Raw genomic sequence first — 17,724 nt, forward strand, 5'->3', positions numbered from 1 at the left:
AAGGGTTTCTTAGCTCTCTTTTGCTATTCACCTGAGGGAAACCTGCGGACGCCCCATGAACGAAATCGACCCCGCGCGCCGTTTTTCGCTAGACGCGGTGCGCAAATTCGACGCCCCTGCCGAGAACAATACGGCCGGCGGCATGAACGATGTTGCCCGCCAGGTCGCCTCGCAATACCGGCGCGATACGATGTCGCCGATCATGGTGAGCGGCGTCCTGCGCATGGTGGAATTCGCGCTGCTGCTGGTGTCAGGTCTTGCCGTCTATTTCTATTATGTCGGCTTTTTCAACTATCTTGCCTGGCAATACTCGCTGACGATCGCCGCCACCTCGTTCCTCGCGGTCGTTCTGTTCGACGTCACCGACTGCTACCAGATTGTCGCGCTGATGCGGCCGATCGCCAATTTCGGCCGCCTCCTGCTGGTCTGGGCTGGAACCTTCGCCTTGATGGCGCTCACCGCCTTCACCATGAAAATGTCGGAAGACTATTCGCGCCTGCTCTTCGGCACGTGGTTCGTCGTCGGTTTCGTGTTGATCCTGGGTCTCCGGCTGGTGATGTCGAAGCTGATCCGGCGCTGGGCGCGCGACGGGCGGATGGAGCGCCGCGCCGTCATCGTCGGTGGCGGCAAGGCGGCGGAGGTACTGATCCGCTCGGTCGAAAGGCAGCCCTACAACGACATCCGCATCTGCGGCATCTTCGACGACCGCGGCGACAAGCGGTCGCCGCCGGTTGTCGCCGGTTATCCCAAGCTCGGTACAATTTCCGAACTCATCGAATTTGCCCGCATCGCGCGCATCGACATGCTGATCGTATCGCTGCCGCTGACCGCCGAATCGCGCGTGCTGCAGTTATTGAAGAAGCTGTGGGTGCTGCCGGTCGACATCCGGCTATCGGCGCATTCGAACGCGCTGCAGTTCAGGCCGCGCGCCTATTCCTACATCGGCTCGGTGCCGATGCTCGATATCTTCGACAAGCCGATCAACGACTGGGATTCGGTCGCCAAGCGCGCCTTCGACATTGTCTTTTCGATCATCGGCATCATCGTGTTCTCGCCGGTGATGCTGGCGACCGCAATCGCGATCAAACTCGACAGCAAGGGGCCGGTGCTGTTCCATCAGAAGCGGCACGGCTTCAACAACGAGATTATCGACGTCTACAAGTTCCGTTCGATGTATACCGACAAGGCGGACCCGACGGCGAAGCAGACCGTGACCAAGAACGATCCGCGCGTCACCCGCGTCGGCCGCTTCATCCGCAAGACCTCGATCGACGAACTGCCGCAGTTCTTCAATTCGCTGTTCGGTTCGCTGTCGCTGGTCGGGCCGCGCCCGCACGCCATTGCCGCGCAGTCGCACAACCTCCTCTACAATGAAGTGGTCGACGGCTATTTCGCCCGCCACAAGGTCAAACCCGGTGTGACCGGCTGGGCGCAGATCAATGGCTGGCGCGGCGAGATGGACACCAACGAGAAGATTCGCATGCGGACGGAATACGACCTCTATTACATCGAGAACTGGTCGCTCTTGTTCGACCTCAGAATCCTGTTCCTGACGCCGATCCGCCTGCTCAATACGGAAAACGCGTATTGATCGCGACGGCCTACGAATTGCCGGCGGCGGCGGTCAACGCCAAGCTGATCGCACTGATTGTGTCGGGGGCGGTTTTCCTCGGCGTCTTCCTGTCCGGTTTCGTCATCGCCGAGCCGGCGCCATACGACCTCTATATGATCGGACTGATCGTGGTGTGGCCCTTGTTCGGCCTGCGCATCCAGCGCGCGGCGGTGCCGCTGCTGGTGCTGCTGGTGATCATGAATATCGGCGGCATGATCTCGATGACGCAGATGTCGGACCTTGCCAGCACGCCGCTCTATCTCGCAGTCTCGCTGTTCCTTGCCTTGACCGCAGTGTTCTTCGCCTCGATGACGGCCGTCCAGCCCAGTCTCTACCGGGTGATCTTCGTCGCCTATGTGGTGTCGGCAGTGCTGACTTCGCTGGTCGGCATAGCCGGCTATTTCCATGCCTTTCCAGGAGCGGAGATCTTCACCAAATACGACCGTGCCGCCGGCGCCTTCCAGGACCCGAACGTGTTCGGTCCGTTCCTGGTGCTGCCCGGCATCTACCTGCTCTACCTGCTGCTTACCGGCTCGGTCGCACGCATGCCGCTATTGGCGGTGCCGTTGCTGATAATCACCGCCGGCATCTTCTTTTCCTTTTCGCGCGGCGCCTGGGGCATGTTCGCCGTTTCGGCGATCCTGCTGACCGGTGCCTTGTTCCTGCAGAGCGCCAGCGGCAAGTTCAAGCTGCGCGTCGTCGTCATGACCATCGCCGCCGTCGGACTGCTGGTCATCGCAATGATCGTCATCCTGCAACTGCCAGGCGTCGCCGAGATGTTCTCGAACCGCGCACAGCTCGAACAAAGCTACGACACCGCCCGGCTCGGCCGCTTCGCCCGCTATACGATCGGCTTTCAGATGGCACTGGAGCATCCGTTCGGCATCGGCCCGCTCGTCTTCGGCAAGATGTTCGGCGAGGACACGCACGACATCTGGCTGAAGATGCTGATGGATTACGGCTGGCTCGGCTTCGTGTCGTTCCTGACGCTGACGTGCTGGACGATCGCCGCCGGCTTCCGCATTCTGCTGCGCGACCGGCCGTGGCAGCCTTATCTTCTATGCGCCTACGTCGCCTTCATCGGCAATATCGGGCTCGGCACCTTCATCGACATCGACCACTGGCGCCATGTCTACCTGCTGCTTGGCTTGATCTGGGGTGCCATCGCGCTCGAATACCGCCACCAGTGGCAGCTGCGGGCGGCGCAGCGACCGGCAATCCCCGTCGCGGTTGCTTCAGGCAGGACAGCAACCGAATTCGGTTGACCGGACCCGGTCTATCACGATACATCGCGACCGGTCCGGAGTGTAGCGCAGCCCGGTAGCGCACTTGACTGGGGGTCAAGGGGTCGTCGGTTCGAATCCGGCCACTCCGACCATTAAAATCCAAAGCCTTAGCCAGTTTTCCCCCAAACTGGCTGTACAGACAATAGCCGCACTGCAGCCAGCGCAACATACGCAGGCGCGTGATCTCATCGAGGGAACCGATCACGCATCACTCGTGCGCGAGGCACGGAGGCTGGCGTCTAGCCAGAAGCCCACCGAGTAACCGCGCGGTAATGGCTAGGTAAGCTTTGCTGCGTACGCCAACCTTTATCGTGAGCCCGTATTCCAGCTTCAATAAGAAAAGGTCCCGCCGCACATGCCAGAACGGCGGGACTCGATCAGGCGCCTTGCATCAGGCAGGGGTGACTCGGGGGTTGGGCATGCCCGGTGCGCGCGGATCGTAGTGAACCCTAGGCGCATCAGCTGCAATGCGTCCACCAACCGTCGGTTGGAAAGAACTAATTCAATCCCGACGGCTGGCCTGGCCTGAACAGGCGCGCGCTCAAGGCTCAGTTTCTTCCCGGGGAGGAGCTTTTTGGTCAGGACAATCAGGATAGGGCAATTCTTCACACGGAGAGGGCCTGTCGCCAACGCTGCGATAATGTTCCGCGAGTTTTGCGAAACCGTAGGCGAAGGCGAAAAGAAGCGCGAGGACAACCGCTATTCGGACGGCCATACCGTATTGTAGCAGGATCCTCCCATTGGAGCGCGCGGCGTTTTGGTACGTTTGAATGTTGAGTTCGAAAAAGGTTGGCTCTAGTTGAATTGCCGTCGTCCGCAGTTGTAAGGGCGAGCGGACGCTTCGAAGATGCCACGCGCTTTCGCCCTTTTCGGGAGAGATGCAATGTCGCTTCAAGGAGTTGCCTGTCCTGCCGAGCTGACCATGTTGACCAAGGCACTTGATGCCCGATGCCGTGAACTAGGCCTCGCTGATGGAGATCCGGGCAGAGAAGTGCTCGGCCGCAGGGTGATGGATTTATTTGAAAGTGGTCAGCTCAGCGCCGAAGATTTGAGACTGGCTCTGAGCGGCGAGATCTTTAACGCCAAAAATCCTCCGGCCGGAGCCAGTGGGCCTTGATACGGCAAGCGGCTATCCGCGCAGCCATTTGAATTACTGGCCCAGCGTCTGAATCACTGGCCCAGCATCGGCTTCCGTTTGCGCAGGAGCGCGTGTGAACAAATGTGATTTTGCGGTCGGTGCCGGACGGGCTAACTTTACCCATCGAACGAAAGAGGAGAATGATCATGAAGACATTCCTCGCAATAGCCGCGGCACTGACCATGTCCATATCAGCTGCCTCTGCGGATTGCCCCGCGCATTCCAAGGTCCAGGCATCGGTCGACACGCAGACGAAGACAGCAAGCGTCGAGAAGGCAGATATGTCGACTGTCACGGACGCTCAGACGATCAAGAAAGAAGAGCCACAGAAGACCGAGTAGCGGTAACGCTCAGCGGATCCCACGACCCGGATAAATGGCTACTGGCACACATCCACCCACTCGGCGTCGACGAGTTCGGCCAGGCGTTGCGGGCTGAGCCGCACGGCGGCATTCGTCGCGCCTGCCGCCGGGACGACCTCGTCAAAGGCGCGCAGCGAGATGTCGCAGTAGACCGGGAGCGGCGCCGGTAGGCCGAACGGGCACACCCCACCGACGGGATGATCGGTCGCGGCGAGCACCTGCTCGGCGTCCAGCATTCGCGCCTTGCCACCAAACCGGTCCTTGAATTTGCGATTGTCCAGCCTGGAGATCCCGCTGGCCACGATCAGCATCGTCTGGTCGCCGGCGCGCAAGCAGATCGTCTTGGCTATCTGCGCCGGCGCTACGCCATGCGCTTCGGCGGCCAGAGGCACCGTCGCCGAGCTTGCCTCCGTGACGATGACATCAATTTCGGGCGCGTGTGCGGCGAAAAAGGCGCGAACGGATTCGAGGCTCATCTCCGGCAATTTCCGTCTGGCGTCGCCGTGGCGGCCGGCAAGTCCACTACGTGGCCGAAAAAACGAAGCCCGCCAGGGCGACCCATGGCGAGCTCGTGGAATAAAAGCATGACACGTCGCTACGACACGGATCGCCTTTTGGCAGGCAACACGGCTTCATCAAACAGAGCGCTTTCCGGAAGTTGAAGCGCGGAGGCAATACGCCGACGTTTCGAGGGATCGGCATCCTTGCCGCTTTCAATGTCGGCAATCTCATAGGCTGCCAGCCCGCACGCCAGGGACAGCTCTTCGATGCTGTATCCACGGGCTTCCCGGGCGGTTCGGACGGCACTGCGTTCAGGCGTAACCGCGCTCGCCGCCAGTTCGGAGTAAGGTTCGCGTTTTGCTATTTGGGGCATTGGCAACTCCGTGGGATGAAAGAGTTAGATCAAATCATGTTGTTGCCTGAGACGATCGGGAGAATGCCCGCTCGCCGGTGATTTGCCAAGCATCAAAGATAGCGTCACGGCATCGTGAACCGACGCCGGAATGAATGGCGGATGCCGGCGCGCCGACATCTGGCCGGTTCGTCAGCAGACACAGTTCGGAAACAAAATTCTACAGGCCGGAAAAACTGCCGAAAAACTCCAAGGCGATAGTCCCAACCGCAGCGCTCGAGTCACCGACCTGAATCAGTGACGCTCAAATTCCGCCTGCGCAAAAAGGAAACGATGTCATGAAGAAGCCTCTTCTCTCCGCCCTTGGACTTGCAATCGCACTTGCCCTCTCGATGCCGATCATCGGCGCAAGCAGCGCGAATGCAACGACGATGCACACCACCGTCAAGAAGCATCACCGCCATCACTACCATCACCGCGTCCACCACTACCGCCACCATCACAAGAAGGTTGTCGCGAAGAAGTACTGAAAACACCCTCGGGCGAACAACCCGCAATCAGGCGTTCTGGTGCTTGATCAAGGGCGGCGCGCTTGCCGGGCTTTCCGTGTCGGCGAAAAATGGCGGCGGTCCGCTGACCACCGCCATTTGCTTATCTCAACGTGCCGATCTTGAACGCGCTCGCGGTGCTTGTTGCTGCCGGCCGCCGAGGAACAGACTGGCGACGAGCCCGACCAGAACCAGCCCGACAGCGGCCGCCGTCGCCGGGTGATCTCGGGCGGTCTTCTCGATCGCCCGGCCTTGCCTTCTGATTGCCGGCAAGGCGTCGCCGAGGCGCTCAGTGATATCCGAATAATAATCCGACGCGGTATCGCGCCCGTCTTCGTAAAAGGCGCCGCCCCGCTTTAACACGGCTTTCTTCAAGGTGGCCAGTTCCCTGGTCAGGGCCGCGACCTGTTTGTCCAGATCGGTGTCGGAGATGCTCGAAAGCGATGCCATGACGTGCTTCCTTCATCTGTAGAAGGAAGCCTAACGCATGACCCTGAAGACCGTTCCGGTCAGCCCGGCGGGCTCTAGCGAACCTGATCGAGCAGGCGCTTGCATTCCAGGAGGTCGAACAGCGCCTCCTGCAGCAATGCGCGATTGTCACGGGAAAGTTTTGACGTGTCCGGCGGAACCGGACCTTCCTCGTCGGTCTTGCCTATACCGAAAAAACGACGGCTGGGTTTCACCCTCGGCTGGCCAACCAGCATTTCGTCGTCCGGGCCGCGCGGCTGCGCCGCTTGCGTCAGCGGTACCGTGTCGGCCTGTCGGCGCTGCGAGATCGCCTCGACCGCCGCCATGTCGCCACTGCCGACGGCGATCAGAAACTGGTTGCCGTTCTCGCGCAACAGCTTCTGCACGCCCTTGATCGTATAGCCCTGGTCGTAGAGCATATGACGAATACCCTTGATCAGTTCTACGTCCTGCGGACGGTAGTAACGGCGGCCGCCGCCGCGCTTCATCGGCTTGATCTGGTTGAAACGCGTCTCCCAGAAGCGCAGCACGTGCTGCGGCAAATCCAGATCCTCCGCGACCTCGCTGATGGTGCGGAAAGCATCAGGGCTCTTGTCCATGGGCGAATCCTCACGCTAGAGCATGATCGCGAAAGGCGGGAACCGGGTTCGGGCGACATCACGCTTAACAAGGAGAGCAGCTTTCCGTCCCGCCGGAACGGATCACACCCAAATACCGATCCGGCGTACCGAATCGCATCTTATTTCAGCGGTTTATGAAACAATATTCAAGCCCGGCGCAAAAGCAGGGTTCGCTTTTCAACCGAAGCCTGGGGCATGATTCTTGGCAAAGGGGGATTGGGCGGCTACTTGCTGCCCTTGACTTTGCTGTTTTGATGGGAGCGCAGGATACGGTTCTTCAGCACGTTCGACGACTTGAAGGTCATCACCCGGCGCGGCAGGATCGGCACTTCCTCGCCGGTCTTGGGATTGCGCCCGATGCGCTCGTTTTTGGAGCGCACGTGGAAGGTCGCGAAGGACGACAGCTTCACCGTCTCGCCGCGAACGATCGCCTCGCAGATCTCATTCAGCACCGCCTCGACAAGCTCAGCCGATTCAGTACGCGACAGCCCAACCTTGCGGTAAACGGCTTCAGCGAGGTCGGCGCGCGTAAGTGTCTTTCCCCCCATACGAACCGTCCCATCAGCTCAAAAACATAAATCATACAAGCAACGGCAGAACCTAAGTAATTGATCCGTCAAGGTCAAGGACCCGAACCCGATAGTTCGGCACTTACCAGCGGAGCAGGACGGCACCCCAGGTGAAGCCGCCGCCCATCGCCTCGAGCAGTACCAGGTCACCCTTTTTGATGCGACCGTCGGCGACGGCTGCGGACAGTGCCAGCGGCACGGAAGCCGCCGAGGTATTACCGTGCAAATCGACGGTCACCACCACCTTCCGCTCCTCTATCCCGAGCTTTTTGGCCGAAGCGTCAATAATTCGTTTATTGGCTTGATGCGGCACGAACCAGTCGAGATCGGCGGCGCCGATGCCGGCCTGTGCGAACGTCGCCTCGATGACGTCGGTGATCATGCCGACCGCATGCTTGAACACTTCGCGGCCTTCCATCCTGAGGTGCCCGACGGTTCCGGTGGTCGACGGCCCACCGTCGACAAAAAGCTTGTCCTTATGGATGCCGTCGGAGCGCAGGCTGGCCGCCAGAACGCCTCGGTCGGCGATGCCGCCTGCCCCCGTGCCTGCTTCCAGCACCATCGCGCCGGCGCCGTCGCCGAACAAAACGCAGGTCGAGCGGTCGTTCCAGTCGAGAATACGCGAAAATGTTTCCGAGCCGATCACCAGTACCCGTCTGGCCAAGCCGCCGCGGATATAGAGGTCGGCGGTCGTCACTGCATAGACGAAGCCGGAGCAGACCGCCTGCAGGTCGAAGGCAAAACCGTGGTGCATGCCGAGCCGGTTCTGGATCTCGACCGCGGTCGCGGGAAAGGTGTTGTTGGGCGTCGAGGTCGCCAGCACGATCAGGTCGATGTCGTCAGCCGTCAGGCCGGCGCTGTCGAGGGCTGCGCGCGCTGCCGCCTCGCCCAGCGAGGCCGTCGTCTCGTCGTCGGCCGCAATGTGGCGCTGCCGAATGCCGGTGCGCTGGACGATCCACTCGTCCGACGTCTCGACCATGCCTTCGAAATCGGCATTCTTCATAATGCGGCGGGGCAGCGCGGCGCCCGTGCCGCGCACGACTGATCTGATCAATGCTCTTTCCTATTCCTTTGCGTCGATGACGACGTCGGATTTCCGGACTGTCTGGGCATTCGGATTGCGGGCATGGAACAGGTCGAGATCGGCTTCGATGCGGTCAAGCAGATTGTTGCGCACCATGTCGTAGCCAAGCTCGATCGCCGCCGCGAAGCCATCCGAATCAGCCCCGCCATGGCTTTTCACCACGATGCCGTTCAATCCGAGGAAGACGCCGCCATTGGAGCGGCCGACATCCATCTTCTCGCGCAGGCGATCGAAGGCGGTCTTGGCGAAGATATAGCCGATCCTGGCCATCAGCGTCCGGTTCATCGCCGCGCGCAGATAGCCGGCGATCTGCCTGACGGTGCCTTCCGCCGTCTTCAGCGCGATGTTGCCGGCAAATCCTTCGGTAACGACGACGTCGACACTGCCCTTGCCGATGTCGTCACCCTCGACAAAGCCATGGTAGTTCATCGAGGCCATGTTGGCCTCGCGCAACATACGACCCGCCTCCTTGACCTCTTCCTGGCCCTTGATCTCCTCGACGCCGACATTGAGCAGGCCGACGCTCGGCCGTTCGATGCCGAAAACCGAGCGCGCCATGCCGGTGCCCAGAATGGCAAAATCAACCAGTTGATGCGCATCCGCGCCAATGGTGGCGCCGACGTCCAGCACCACGCTCTCGCCGCGCAATGTCGGCCAGAGCGCCGCGATTGCCGGGCGATCGATGGTCGCCATGGTGCGAAGGCAGAATCTGGACATTGCCATCAGCGCGCCGGTATTGCCGGCCGAGATGCAGGCGTCGGCAGTGCCTGCCTTGACCGCCTCGACGGCCTTCCACATCGATGACTTCCAGCGGCCATGGCGCAGCGCCTGGCTCGGCTTGTCGTCCATCCGCACTGCGATCTCGCAGTGGATGAACTCGCTCACTTCCGCCAGCTTGGGGAATTTGGCGAGTTCGGGCCGTACCACTTCTTCGCGCCCATAAATGACGAAGCGTATATCCGGACGGCGGGTGGCGACAGTCATGAGCGCCGGGATGACCACGCTTGGCCCGTGATCGCCGCCCATGGCATCGATGGAAATCCTGATCACGCGGTGTTCATCTCACGGTTGCTTGGCCAGCGGGCTTGCCAAGGTGCGGGGCTCGCGAAGGTTCGGCGAAAATAACGGTTTTGGGCTGCCGCACAACCAACTTTTCTCAAATTGGGTCAGCCATCAGGATTTTCCCAACAGTGATCTGAGCTTTTGCTGGAATTCATTCTCCACAGGCTCGGCATCGCCGGCGGCCTCCAGCGATACACCCGGCTTGCGCGGATATGGATCGATCGCCAAGCCAAAGAACTGCTCGGCAAGCGCCCCGACGTCGATCGCATCGCCGGAAAGGGTTTCCGGGCTGTCCGGGCCTTCGGCGTCGAGCAGGATCTCACCGCCGCCGTCGAAACCTTGCCGCCCGAGCTTGGATTGCTCCGGCAGGAACAGCGCTTCGACCGGCTCGTCGATATGCGCCTCGACCGGGTCGAGGGTGACGATGCAGGCCTGCGTTATATCGGCCTCGACATGGCCGCTGACTTTCACCCCATTGCGTTTCCAGAGCTCGACCAGGAGTTCGGCGCGATAGTTCTCGACCGAAAGCAGCTCGTGCTCGACGGCCAGCAGGGCGCGCTGCCCAGCGTCGGCATCGATGACCACCGGCAGCCCCTTTTGCGGCAGCCGGGCGACATTTGCCAGGAATGACACTGGGCTGTGGGTATCAGGGTGTTTCATGTTCGCCTCCACTTCGCCACCTTCATCGGCCTGCCGTCGCTCAAGCGTTGGCCACGGGAAATGCCACCGTTCCGGAAACGATCGATTCGGTCGGCTGTTCCGCGAGTTGCCTTGATGCATCGGCGGCATAGAGTGCCAGTTGCGACGCTTGCGGCCAGGCGCCGGCATCCGGCCTGACATTGCGGGCAAGGGCGGCGGCGAGTGCATCATGGTCACTTCGTTGCAGCGCATCATCATAGGCGGCGGTACGGCCATAGAACATCTTCGCCAGTTTCCGCATTCGCTTCGGCACGCCGACGTCGCCAATGCCCAATTCACGCAACGAATGTTCGACATCCATGAAGAACTCGTCGATCAGCACCTGCGCAACCTCCGCCGCGGCACCGCCCTCGCCCCGCAACCGGTGCTGGAACAGGAACATGTGCAACGACAGCATCTCGAAGCGGCCGAGCGGCGTGTCCGGCACGTTCCAGGCGGAATAAAACACCGTTTGCCGCGCCGCCGCCACGATTTGTGCGTAAAGCGCCTCGGTGATGGCGCGGTTGGCATGTCGTTCGCGGCCAAAGAGGCGCTGGAACATTTGAGGGTGGTCTCCCGGGACCGTTTGTTGAAGTGGCCTTGTTGCATCGGCAAGCAAGCTGGTTTACCGGTTTTGCGGCCCAGCGCAAGTTGCGGCCAGCTTATGGAGTTGTAGTTGCGCGCGCTGAAATTCAAGTCGACTTTCCTGCCCAGGCCCGGCGGTGCGGTTTCGCTGCTGGTGATCGCTGCGGCACTTTCCGCCTGCAATTCGTCCAAGATGATCGGCGATCTCAATCCGAGCGAGACGCTGACGCAAGGCTACGTCATCGACCAGCAGGCGATCGACCTGGTGCCGGTCGGCTCAAGCCGCGAACAGGTGCTGCTGGCGCTCGGCACTCCCTCGACGAAGGCGACCTTCGATAACGAGGCCTTTTATTACATTTCTCAGACGCGCAAGCGCTATGTCGCCTTCGACAAGCCGCGGCTGGTCGACCAACATGTGCTGGCGGTCTATTTTGGCGATGACGGGCGCGTCACCCAGATCGCCAATTACGGCTTGAAGGACGGCAAGGTGTTCGACTTCATCTCGCGCACCACGCCGACCGGCGGCAAGGACCAGAACTTCCTCAGCCAGATCATCAGTGGCGCCAGCAAGCTGGCGCCTGGTGTTCCCGGCGCCAGCGGCGGCAGCACGCTCGGCGGCACCTGATCCACCCGAGGGTGTCGGGGCTTCCTTCCGTTCCTTTCGCTTCCCTGTAAGCGGCATATCTCAGGCAATGAAAAACCCGCGGGAGCGATCCCGCGGGTTTTTGTCTTAAGGCCATAGCGACCGAGCTTAGCCGTGCGCGAGAACGGCCAGCAACAGCAGCGCGACGATGTTGGTGATCTTGATCGCCGGGTTGACCGCTGGGCCGGCAGTATCCTTGTAGGGATCGCCGACCGTGTCGCCGGTCACCGAAGCCTTGTGCGCTTCGGAGCCCTTGAGGTGCTTGAGGCCGTCCTTGTCGACGAAACCGTCTTCGAACGACTTCTTGGCGTTGTCCCAGGCGCCGCCGCCGGAGGTCATCGAGATGGCAACGAACAGGCCGTTGACGATGACGCCGAGCAGCGAGGCGCCGAGCGCGGCAAAGGCGGATGCCTTCGAACCGGAGATCAGGAGGACGCCGAAATAGACCACCAGCGGCGCCAGCACCGGCAGCAATGACGGAACGATCATCTCCCGGATCGCTGCCTTGGTCAGAAGGTCGACGGCGCGCGCATAGTTCGGCTTCGAGGTGCCGGCCATGATGCCCGGATCCTCGCGGAACTGCTTGCGCACCTCCTGGACGATAGCACCCGCGGCGCGGCCCACGGCGGTCATGGCAATGCCGCCGAACAGATACGGGATCAGGCCGCCGAAGATCAGGCCGGCGACGACATAAGGATTGGAGAGGTCGAAGGAGACGTCGCCCATGCCCTGAAAGTAGGGGTATTTGTCGCCATTGGCGGCAAAGAACTTCAGGTCGTTAGAGTAGGCCGCGAACAGCACCAGCGCGCCGAGGCCGGCCGAACCGATGGCGTAGCCCTTGGTTACCGCCTTGGTGGTGTTGCCGACAGCGTCGAGCGCGTCTGTGGACTGGCGCACTTCCTTGGGCAGGCCGGCCATTTCGGCAATGCCGCCGGCATTGTCGGTGACCGGGCCGAAGGCATCGAGCGCGACGATCATGCCGGCGAGGCCAAGCATCGTCGTCACCGCGATCGCCGTGCCATAGAGACCGGCAAGCTGGTATGTCGAGATGATGCCGCCGACGATGACGATCGCCGGCAACGCCGTCGCTTCCAGCGAGACCGCGAGGCCCTGGATGACGTTGGTGCCGTGACCGGTGACCGAGGCCTGGGCGATGGAGTTCACCGGACGCTTGCTGGTGCCGGTATAGTATTCGGTGATCACCACGATGAGGCCGGTGACCACAAGGCCGACCAGGCCGCAGATGAACAGGTTCGTGCCAGTAATGGCCATGCCGGCGACGGTGCCGATCTCACCCCAGCCGATGCATGCCGAAGTGGCGACGGCAAGGCCGACAATTGACAGCAGGCCGGTGACGATCAGGCCCTTGTAGAGCGCGCCCATGATCGAGCCGCTGGAACCGAGCTTGACGAAGAAAGTGCCGACGATCGAGGTGAGAATGCAGGCGCCGCAGATGGCCAGCGGATAGAGCATGGCCGCGCCGAGCACGGCGGTGCCACCGAAAAAGATGGCGGCGAGGACCATGGTGGCGACCACGGTCACAGCATAAGTCTCGAACAGGTCGGCGGCCATGCCGGCGCAATCGCCGACATTGTCGCCGACATTGTCGGCGATGGTGGCCGGATTGCGTGGATCGTCTTCGGGAATGCCGGCTTCAACCTTGCCGACGAGATCGCCGCCGACGTCGGCGCCCTTGGTGAAGATGCCGCCGCCGAGACGGGCGAAGATCGAGATCAGCGAGGCGCCGAAGCCGAGCGAAACAAGCGAGTCGATGACGACGCGATCGTCGGGCTGCAGACCCATGAACTGGGTCAGGATCAGGTAGTAGATCGAGACGCCGAGCAGGGCCAGGCCAGCAACCAGCATGCCAGTGATGGCGCCCGACTTGAAGGCGATCTCGAGGCCGGCAGCGAGGCTGTTGGAAGCCGCCTGCGCGGTGCGCACATTGGCGCGCACCGAGACGTGCATACCGATGAAGCCCGCGGCGCCCGATAGAACGGCGCCGATCAGGAAGCCGATGGCGGCGGTGATCGAAAGCAGCCACCAGGCAAGCAGCAGGACCACGACGCCGACGATGGCGATAGTGGTGTACTGGCGCGCCAGATAGGCCTGCGCGCCTTCGCGGATGGCCGCGGAAATTTCCTGCATGCGTGCATTGCCCTGATCGGCCGCGAGGACCGAACGTGTCGCCCAGATGGCGTAAAGGACTGAAAGCAGACCGCAGGCGATGACAGCTGAAAGTATGGTCATTGCCGAATTTTCCTCGATTGGTGGCCCAAAAGAACCCCTCCCCGGGCCGTTGAGACAGGGACGAATTTTCCGCAACCGGAATCCGTCCCTTCGCAGCGGCTTATGCGAAACAGGGCTCGGAACGTCAAGATATTGTTCCGTTCCTGTCCGGCTTTCGCCCAAAAGATCCCGGGTTTCGTCCAAAAGGCTGGACGGCAGTGTGCGCCTGTCGACACTGCCATCCGGTTAGATCGGTTGAAATCGACGAACGGCGGTCAGGCTTTACGCGGGTCGCCGTCCGGCTGGACGACGAAGACCAGCACCACCAGCATGGTCATGTAGAATTTGAACGCCGCCTCCTGACCATTCCAAATCGAAGACTGCCACATGGCGAACCACTCGCCGCCAACGACCATGAAGCCGAAATACCAAACAAGGAAACCCATGGTGGCGGCTATGATGACGAACTTCTTGGCATCGTTGAATGCCTGTCCGCTGGCTTTGCGCGCCTGCCAGAGTTGCCAGGCGGCGATTAGGTAAAGCAGGCAGGTCAGCGCCTCGCCAATGATGATCAGCCAGTAGCCAGCCGTCCACAGCGACGGGTTGGTGATCGAGCGGTACATCAGTGCATTGCCGGGAAAGGTCGTGTCCATGCTCAGCACATGCTGGACAAAGACGAAGTTTGAGCCGTAATCGGTGATGTTGCCGAAGGCGACGAGGAAGGCGAAAGCCGCCAGACACAAACACATGACGATCTTGGAGAAACGCGCGGTCATGGCAAGAACTCCTGCTGAAAGATCGGGGCATCGCACTCATCAATCGCCGAGTCCCGAAGATCGCGCAACGGGTGGGCCAGTGATCATCGTGCTCACAGCCATTGCGAGACATTATGCCGGCAAGCAAGATATTGCCGAGACTGTCGAAGCCCTCGATCTCGACAGTGATTGCGCGGTGGGCGACTTGGTCTCTGTGGTTAGAGCCGACACACAGCACGATTTCGCCATCATCCGCCGCCGCTGGATCACCGGCGAGACGGGCACAACGCTGGAACTGACGCTCGATCATCCGACGCGGTCGACCGGCCACTGAAAAAAGAGCGAACTTCGCCCCGAGACGCTACTCGGGCTCGCGTCCCATGCGCCGGGCGGTATAGCGCTCGACCGCCGACAGCCCGTCATAGATCAGCACGGCAAGGGCGGCGACGATCAGGCCACCCTGCAGGATGAAGGCGAGGTTGTTCGACAGCAGGCCTGCGATGATCACCTCGCCCAGTGTCCTCGCCGCTACCGTCGAGCCGATGGTCGCGGTGGCAAGGCTGATCACCACCGACAGCCGGATACCACCGAGAATGATCGGCGCGCTGAGCGGCAGCTCGACCTTGACCAGTCTTTGCCAGCCGGTCATGCCGGCGCCACGCGCCGCCTCGACTACGTTGGCCGGCAGCGTCGTCAGGCCGGTCAGCGCATTCTCAAAGATCGGCAGCAGTCCGTAGAGAAACAGCGCAATCAGCGTCGGCTTTTCGCCGAAGCCGACCGCCGGCACGGCAAGCGCCAGCACCGCCACCGGCGGAAAGGTCTGGCCTATATTGACCAGACTGCGCGACAGCGGCAGGAATTCGGCGCCGGCTGGCCTGGTGACCAGAATGGCGAGCGCGACCGCAACGATCGTCGCGGCAACCGTCGCGATCAGCACGGTCCGCAGATGCAGCAGCGTCAACGTCAAAAGGCTGCCCTGATTGTAGATTACCGGCGCGTTGTTCTCTGTCAGCGGCTTCAGCAGCGGTTCGAACCAGCCGGGATTGGCGACGAAGGCAATAAGCACTACTACCAAGGCCAGCCTGAGCAGCGACGGAAGCCAGGCTTTCATGCCGGCCTCGCCGCGCGCTTAACCAGCCCGTCTACAGTGACGCGGCCAAGCGATTTGCCGTCAGAATCTTTCACCGGAAGTGCCGGGCGGCCCGACCACAGGAGTTCGGCCAACGCGTCGCGTTGGCTGGCGTCACCGGGGATCGCCTCGCCTTCGGCCGTGCCTTTTTCCACCGCGTCGCGCACCCGGCCAAGCGACAACAGCCGGAACGGTTTTTCGCTGGCGCCAACCAGGGTCTCGACAAACGCGCTGGCCGGTTTCGCCAGTATCTCGGCCGGCGCGGCATATTGCACTACTTTGCCGCCATCCATCACCGCGATCTTGTCGCCCATGTGAACGGCCTCTTCCATGTCATGGGTGACGAGGATGATGGTGGTGCCGAAGCGTTTCTGGATCGCCAGCAGATCCTCCTGCGCCTTGTTGCGGATGATCGGGTCGAGCGCGCCGAACGGCTCATCCATCAACAGCACGTTGGGTTCCGCGGCAAGCGCCCGGGCGACGCCGACGCGTTGCTGCTGGCCGCCGGAAAGCTCATGCGGATAGCGTGGCCCGTAGGCTTGCGGGTCGAGCTGGTATAGCGTCATCAGCTCGTCGACGCGGGCCTTGATGCGGTTGGCGCCCCAGCCGAGCAATACCGGCACAGTGGCGATGTTCTGCGCCACCGTGCGATGCGGAAACAGGCCGTGGCCCTGGATGGCATAGCCGATGCTGCGACGCAGCTCATAATCCGGGACCGAGCGGTTATCGACGCCGTCGAGCTTGATCACGCCCGATGTCGGCTCGACCAGCCGGTTGATCATGCGAAGCAGCGTCGTCTTGCCGGAGCCGGAGGTGCCGACGATGACGGCGATGCTGCGCGGCTCGATTACCATCGACACGTCGTCGACGACTGTCGTCTCGCCGTAGCGCTTGGTGATCCCTTCGATCTCGATCATGCCGTTTCAACCCTGCGCTTGCTGGCGCTCATTTCGATCACTGCATCGAGGATGATGGCAGCGGCGAAGGCCAGCACCACCGTGGGAACAGCACCGAGCAGCACCAGGTCCATCGCCGTCTGGCCGACCCCCTGGAATACGAACACGCCAAAGCCGCCGCCGCCGATCAACGCGGCAATTGTGGCGAGGCCGATATTCTGCACCAGCACGATGCGGATGCCGGTGAGGATCACCGGGAAAGCCAGCGGAAACTCGACGCCGAACAGCCGCTGGCGGTCGGTCATGCCCATGCCGCGCGCTGCGTCGTTGGCGGCACGCGGCACACCGGCGAGGCCGACCACGGTGTTGGCCACTACCGGCAGCAGTGAATAGAGGAACAAAGCGACGAAAGCCGGCGCCGTGCCGATGCCGCGAATGCCGAGCGCGGCAGCTCCCGGCACATGCGAAGCGACCCAGCCGAGCGGTGCAATCAAGAGGCCGAACAGCGCAATCGAAGGAATGGTCTGGATGATGTTCAGCACGTTGAGCACACCGGCCCGCAATTTCTCGACGCGGTGGCAGAGGATGCCGAGCGGCAGGCCGATAATCACCGCTGCCGCCAGCGAACCCAGCGCCAGCGTCACGTGCTTGGAGCCTTCCGCCCAAAAACTATCGGCGCGATTGAAATATTCCTTGAGGATCGACAGGCTATTCCAGCTTCCCGAGACGAGCAGCAGCCCGATCGCCGCGGCGGCGACAACAAGCACGCCGATCCGTGCCTGCGGCGACAGGTTCAGCCGCGTAAGCACGTCGGCGAGCAGAAGGGTGAAGGCGAAGATAAGCAGCCAAAAGCCCGAAGCCGGCGAGATACGGGCGAAGGTGTTGCCGGCAGGTGTCAGGAAACTGCCGGCGACGCCGATCAGCAGCGCCAGCGCTGCAAGCGCAACCACACTGGCGGCGAGGCGCAGAGCAAGCGGCGTTTTCAGCAGCGCAATGAGCGCCGCTGCGACGACAATCGCCATCAACAGCGGACCGACCATCGCAGGCAAAGATTCGAGGATCGAGCGCGCCTCGCCGGGTACGATGCGATTGGCGCGGAACGTGGCGAATGGTGCCGCAAAAGCCGCATAGGCTGATATCGCCGCGATGACCACGCCGAGCTTGTCGAACCGGATGCGCACGCCCTCCCCCATCGGCCGATCCGGCG

At 61.8% G+C, this 17,724-nt stretch carries 21 protein-coding genes and 1 tRNA gene; 8 read left to right on the plus strand and 14 right to left on the minus strand.

Annotated elements, in window-relative coordinates:
• Positions 1-55 precede the first annotated feature (55 nt).
• The 5 genes from NKI17_RS23975 to NKI17_RS23995 all read left to right on the plus strand — a co-directional run bounded on the left by NKI17_RS23975 (position 56) and on the right by NKI17_RS23995 (position 4,377).
• Complete coding sequence (locus NKI17_RS23975; RefSeq protein ID WP_352906887.1) at positions 56-1,591, plus strand: undecaprenyl-phosphate glucose phosphotransferase; 1,536 nt, start codon at positions 56-58, stop codon at positions 1,589-1,591.
• Entirely contained in the window at positions 1,588-2,877 is a 1,290-nt protein-coding gene (locus NKI17_RS23980) for an O-antigen ligase family protein (protein WP_352571458.1), read from the plus strand. The genes NKI17_RS23975 and NKI17_RS23980 overlap by 4 nt, the downstream gene beginning before the upstream one ends.
• 36 nt (positions 2,878-2,913) lie before the next feature.
• Positions 2,914-2,990, plus strand: a tRNA-Pro gene (locus NKI17_RS23985).
• A gap of 791 nt (positions 2,991-3,781) precedes the next feature.
• A complete protein-coding gene (locus NKI17_RS23990) occupies positions 3,782-4,015 on the plus strand; it encodes a hypothetical protein (protein WP_352471996.1) in 234 nt (77 codons plus the stop codon).
• A gap of 167 nt (positions 4,016-4,182) precedes the next feature.
• Positions 4,183-4,377 carry a hypothetical protein gene (locus NKI17_RS23995; RefSeq protein ID WP_023674517.1) on the plus strand — a complete coding sequence of 65 codons (195 nt, stop codon included), beginning with the start codon at positions 4,183-4,185 and terminating at the stop codon, positions 4,375-4,377.
• A 38-nt stretch (positions 4,378-4,415) separates the two neighbouring features.
• Here the strand turns inward: NKI17_RS23995 and NKI17_RS24000 are convergent, their stop codons facing one another.
• Entirely contained in the window at positions 4,416-4,874 is a 459-nt protein-coding gene (locus NKI17_RS24000) for a YbaK/EbsC family protein (RefSeq protein ID WP_352456594.1), read from the minus strand.
• 119 nt (positions 4,875-4,993) lie between these two features.
• On the minus strand, positions 4,994-5,272 hold the full coding sequence (locus NKI17_RS24005) for a helix-turn-helix domain-containing protein (RefSeq protein WP_023674515.1): 279 nt from the start codon (positions 5,270-5,272) through the stop codon (positions 4,994-4,996).
• Positions 5,273-5,589: 317 nt separating this feature from the next.
• Here NKI17_RS24005 and NKI17_RS24010 point away from each other — a divergent pair, with 317 nt between their 5' ends.
• The gene (locus NKI17_RS24010) at positions 5,590-5,781 is read left to right on the plus strand and encodes a hypothetical protein (protein ID WP_023674514.1); all 192 of its coding nucleotides are present in this window, start codon (positions 5,590-5,592) and stop codon (positions 5,779-5,781) included.
• Positions 5,782-5,907: 126 nt separating this feature from the next.
• On the opposite strand, the gene NKI17_RS24015 is transcribed toward NKI17_RS24010, so the two are convergent.
• From NKI17_RS24015 to NKI17_RS24045, 7 genes are all read right to left on the minus strand, one after another.
• On the minus strand, positions 5,908-6,249 hold the full coding sequence (locus NKI17_RS24015; RefSeq protein ID WP_023674512.1) for a hypothetical protein: 342 nt from the start codon (positions 6,247-6,249) through the stop codon (positions 5,908-5,910).
• Positions 6,250-6,323: 74 nt separating this feature from the next.
• Positions 6,324-6,866, minus strand: a complete 543-nt coding sequence (locus tag NKI17_RS24020) for a MerR family transcriptional regulator (protein WP_023674511.1) — start codon at positions 6,864-6,866, stop codon at positions 6,324-6,326.
• Positions 6,867-7,111: 245 nt separating this feature from the next.
• A complete protein-coding gene (locus tag NKI17_RS24025; protein ID WP_023674510.1) occupies positions 7,112-7,435 on the minus strand; it encodes an integration host factor subunit alpha in 324 nt (107 codons plus the stop codon).
• A gap of 103 nt (positions 7,436-7,538) precedes the next feature.
• Positions 7,539-8,510, minus strand: a complete 972-nt coding sequence (locus NKI17_RS24030; protein ID WP_023674509.1) for a beta-ketoacyl-ACP synthase III — start codon at positions 8,508-8,510, stop codon at positions 7,539-7,541.
• A gap of 9 nt (positions 8,511-8,519) precedes the next feature.
• Complete coding sequence (plsX, locus tag NKI17_RS24035; protein ID WP_352906888.1) at positions 8,520-9,590, minus strand: phosphate acyltransferase PlsX; 1,071 nt, start codon at positions 9,588-9,590, stop codon at positions 8,520-8,522.
• A gap of 123 nt (positions 9,591-9,713) precedes the next feature.
• Positions 9,714-10,262, minus strand: coding sequence for a YceD family protein (locus tag NKI17_RS24040; RefSeq protein ID WP_352906889.1), 549 nt, complete (start codon positions 10,260-10,262; stop codon positions 9,714-9,716).
• A gap of 40 nt (positions 10,263-10,302) precedes the next feature.
• A complete protein-coding gene (locus NKI17_RS24045; RefSeq protein WP_352906890.1) occupies positions 10,303-10,842 on the minus strand; it encodes a ubiquinol-cytochrome C chaperone family protein in 540 nt (179 codons plus the stop codon).
• A gap of 114 nt (positions 10,843-10,956) precedes the next feature.
• Between NKI17_RS24045 and NKI17_RS24050 the strand changes: the two genes are divergently transcribed.
• Positions 10,957-11,490, plus strand: a complete 534-nt coding sequence (locus NKI17_RS24050; protein WP_023674505.1) for an outer membrane protein assembly factor BamE — start codon at positions 10,957-10,959, stop codon at positions 11,488-11,490.
• Positions 11,491-11,616: 126 nt separating this feature from the next.
• Here NKI17_RS24050 and NKI17_RS24055 read toward each other — a convergent pair whose 3' ends face one another.
• Together NKI17_RS24055 and NKI17_RS24060 are read right to left on the minus strand one after the other, a co-directional pair.
• Positions 11,617-13,758 (minus strand): sodium-translocating pyrophosphatase, encoded by a 2,142-nt coding sequence (locus NKI17_RS24055; protein WP_023674504.1) that lies wholly within the window; start codon positions 13,756-13,758, stop codon positions 11,617-11,619.
• A 254-nt stretch (positions 13,759-14,012) separates the two neighbouring features.
• Entirely contained in the window at positions 14,013-14,513 is a 501-nt protein-coding gene (locus tag NKI17_RS24060; RefSeq protein ID WP_352636860.1) for a DUF2165 family protein, read from the minus strand.
• A 79-nt stretch (positions 14,514-14,592) separates the two neighbouring features.
• On the opposite strand from NKI17_RS24060, the gene NKI17_RS24065 reads away from it, so the two are divergent.
• The gene (locus NKI17_RS24065; protein ID WP_023674502.1) at positions 14,593-14,826 is read left to right on the plus strand and encodes a hypothetical protein; all 234 of its coding nucleotides are present in this window, start codon (positions 14,593-14,595) and stop codon (positions 14,824-14,826) included.
• A gap of 27 nt (positions 14,827-14,853) precedes the next feature.
• Here NKI17_RS24065 and NKI17_RS24070 read toward each other — a convergent pair whose 3' ends face one another.
• From NKI17_RS24070 to NKI17_RS24080, 3 genes are read right to left on the minus strand one after another with little or no spacing between them, the layout of a single operon-like run.
• On the minus strand, positions 14,854-15,603 hold the full coding sequence (locus NKI17_RS24070) for an ABC transporter permease (protein ID WP_352636859.1): 750 nt from the start codon (positions 15,601-15,603) through the stop codon (positions 14,854-14,856).
• On the minus strand, positions 15,600-16,538 hold the full coding sequence (locus NKI17_RS24075; RefSeq protein ID WP_352906891.1) for an ABC transporter ATP-binding protein: 939 nt from the start codon (positions 16,536-16,538) through the stop codon (positions 15,600-15,602). Before NKI17_RS24075 ends, NKI17_RS24070 begins: the two co-directional genes overlap by 4 nt.
• The gene (locus NKI17_RS24080) at positions 16,535-17,710 is read right to left on the minus strand and encodes an ABC transporter permease (protein WP_352906892.1); all 1,176 of its coding nucleotides are present in this window, start codon (positions 17,708-17,710) and stop codon (positions 16,535-16,537) included. The genes NKI17_RS24075 and NKI17_RS24080 overlap by 4 nt, the downstream gene beginning before the upstream one ends.
• Positions 17,711-17,724: the final 14 nt, after the last annotated feature.

This window comes from Mesorhizobium sp. M0816, assembly GCF_040320005.1.
Classification (GTDB): Bacteria; Pseudomonadota; Alphaproteobacteria; order Rhizobiales; family Rhizobiaceae; genus Mesorhizobium.

Coding starts and splice junctions, on each gene's coding strand:
- NKI17_RS24075 (WP_352906891.1), bottom strand. CDS start 16,538: ATGATCGAGATCGAAGGGATCACCAAGCGCTACGGCGAGACGACAGTC.
- NKI17_RS23995 (WP_023674517.1), top strand. CDS start 4,183: ATGAAGACATTCCTCGCAATAGCCGCGGCACTGACCATGTCCATATCA.
- NKI17_RS24060 (WP_352636860.1), bottom strand. CDS start 14,513: ATGACCGCGCGTTTCTCCAAGATCGTCATGTGTTTGTGTCTGGCGGCT.
- NKI17_RS23990 (WP_352471996.1), top strand. CDS start 3,782: ATGTCGCTTCAAGGAGTTGCCTGTCCTGCCGAGCTGACCATGTTGACC.
- NKI17_RS24070 (WP_352636859.1), bottom strand. CDS start 15,603: ATGAAAGCCTGGCTTCCGTCGCTGCTCAGGCTGGCCTTGGTAGTAGTG.
- NKI17_RS24015 (WP_023674512.1), bottom strand. CDS start 6,249: ATGGCATCGCTTTCGAGCATCTCCGACACCGATCTGGACAAACAGGTC.
- NKI17_RS24055 (WP_023674504.1), bottom strand. CDS start 13,758: ATGACCATACTTTCAGCTGTCATCGCCTGCGGTCTGCTTTCAGTCCTT.
- NKI17_RS24045 (WP_352906890.1), bottom strand. CDS start 10,842: ATGTTCCAGCGCCTCTTTGGCCGCGAACGACATGCCAACCGCGCCATC.
- NKI17_RS24020 (WP_023674511.1), bottom strand. CDS start 6,866: ATGGACAAGAGCCCTGATGCTTTCCGCACCATCAGCGAGGTCGCGGAG.
- NKI17_RS24005 (WP_023674515.1), bottom strand. CDS start 5,272: ATGCCCCAAATAGCAAAACGCGAACCTTACTCCGAACTGGCGGCGAGC.
- NKI17_RS24000 (WP_352456594.1), bottom strand. CDS start 4,874: ATGAGCCTCGAATCCGTTCGCGCCTTTTTCGCCGCACACGCGCCCGAA.
- NKI17_RS24040 (WP_352906889.1), bottom strand. CDS start 10,262: ATGAAACACCCTGATACCCACAGCCCAGTGTCATTCCTGGCAAATGTC.
- NKI17_RS24025 (WP_023674510.1), bottom strand. CDS start 7,435: ATGGGGGGAAAGACACTTACGCGCGCCGACCTCGCTGAAGCCGTTTAC.
- NKI17_RS24010 (WP_023674514.1), top strand. CDS start 5,590: ATGAAGAAGCCTCTTCTCTCCGCCCTTGGACTTGCAATCGCACTTGCC.
- NKI17_RS24080 (WP_352906892.1), bottom strand. CDS start 17,710: ATGGGGGAGGGCGTGCGCATCCGGTTCGACAAGCTCGGCGTGGTCATC.
- NKI17_RS23975 (WP_352906887.1), top strand. CDS start 56: ATGAACGAAATCGACCCCGCGCGCCGTTTTTCGCTAGACGCGGTGCGC.